The 1768-nt window shown below is 73.1% G+C and carries 1 protein-coding gene; it reads left to right on the top strand.

All coding sequences use genetic code 11. The annotated features are described in order from the left end of the window. Nucleotides 1–1768 (top strand): hybrid sensor histidine kinase/response regulator (locus VF794_RS28120; RefSeq protein ID WP_331115653.1); only part of this gene is annotated, 1768 nt, incomplete at both ends.

The following is a 1768-nucleotide window of genomic DNA, read 5'->3' as shown; positions in this document are numbered from 1 at the left end:
AGGACCTGAGCTCGATCGCCCACAAGCTGGAGGATGCCCTGGCGCCGCTGCGCAAGGACATCCAGCCCATGCCGCGGTCCCTGGTGGACATGCTGCTACACGGGTTGGATCTGTTCCTCCTGCGGGCCCAGGCGCACGCGGACGGCCGCGGGGACTCGCTGCCGGATCCGACGGCCGCGCTGGCCCAGCTGGTGGCGGACGCGCCTCCCCCGGAGGCGGCCGCTGGCGGCGCTCCGGTCATCGAGGCCCCCACGGCCCACGCCCCGGCGAAGGCCGCTCCCGCCCCCTCGCAGGCCTCCGCGGCCTCCGTGACCATCGCGGATGACGACGCGGACGCTGGCTGGCGCGTGGCCGCCCCCCAGGTGACGGCGCTGATGCGCGAGGTGGAGCGCCTGCGCGAGTTCCGCATGCGCCTGGAGGACCGGCTCCGTGACGTCTCCAAGGCGGTGGAGCTGCTGACGGCGCGCGAGCTGCTGGCGCCCACGGCCCGGGCCCGCGCGGTGCTGGCGAGCGTGACGGCCGGCGTGCGCGCCGACGGTCACGAGGCCTCGGACATCGTGGACAGCCTGGAGGAGGGCCTCAAGTCCATCACCACGCGTCCGGTGCGCACCATCCTCGAGCCGCTCCAACGCATGGTGCGCGACCTGTCGCGCCAGCTGGGCAAGCAGGCCCGGCTCTCGGTGGTGGGCGCCGAGGTGTCGCTGGACCGCCGCCTGCTGGAGAAGCTCAAGGGCGCCATGGTGCACCTGCTGCGCAACGCGGTGGACCACGGCATTGAAATGCCGGACGAGCGCGAGCGCGCCGGCAAGCACCACGAGGGTGCCCTCACCCTGCGCGTGGAGCAGCAGGGCAACATCCTCTTCCTGGAGCTGAGCGACGACGGGCGGGGCATCGACCCGCAGCAGGTGCGCGCCTCGGCCGAGCGCAAGGGCCTCATCACCTCGGAGGAGGGCGCGCGCATGCACGAGACGCAGCTGCGCGACCTCATCTTCCGCCCTGGTTTCAGCACCCGCACGGACGTCACCGACACCTCGGGCCGCGGCGTCGGCCTGGACGCGGTGCGTGCCGCGGCGGAGTCCATGCAGGGTCGCATCGAGGTGGTGAGCACCAAGGGCTCCGGGACGCGCTTCATCCTCACCGTGCCCATGGAGCTGGGCAGCTCGCCGGTGCTCACGGTGCGCGCCATCGACACCGCGGTGGGCCTGCCCATGCTGGCGGTGGAGTCCACCCAGCTGGCCTCCCAGGAGAACCTGCGCATCGGCCGCCTGAAGACGCAGCTGGACTACAACGGCCAGCTGGTGCCGGTGGTGGACCTGGGCGCCCGCCTGGGCCTGCGTGCCTCGGCGCCTCCGTCCGAGGGCCAGCCGCTCATCATCGTGCAGAGCGGTGGCAAGCGCATGGCGCTCGCGGTGGACGCGGTGGTGGGTGACCGTGACCTCGTCATCCGCCCGCTGCCCGCCGAGGTGCGGGACGTGCCCGCCTACCAGGGCGCGGCCATCCTCAGCCGTGGCGAGCTGCTGCTCATCCTTCGCCCTGGCTGGGTGGTGACCGAGGCCGCTCCGGCCGCCGTCGCCATGCCGCAGAGCCGCCGGGCCCTGGTGGTGGACGACTCGCTCACCGCCCGCGCGCTGCACCGCGCCATGCTGGAGGCCGGTGGCTTCACCGTGCACCTGGCCGCCAGCGGCGCCCGCGCCCTGGAGCGGTTGCAGACGGAGACCTACGACGTGATCATCTGCGACCTGGAGATGGAGGAGATGAACGGAACCGA

It is taken from the genome of Archangium sp., from assembly GCF_036389735.1.
Classification (GTDB): domain Bacteria; phylum Myxococcota; class Myxococcia; order Myxococcales; family Myxococcaceae; genus Archangium.
Note: the sequence above shows the minus strand (reverse complement) of the source record. Positions and strands in the feature narration are given on the sequence as shown.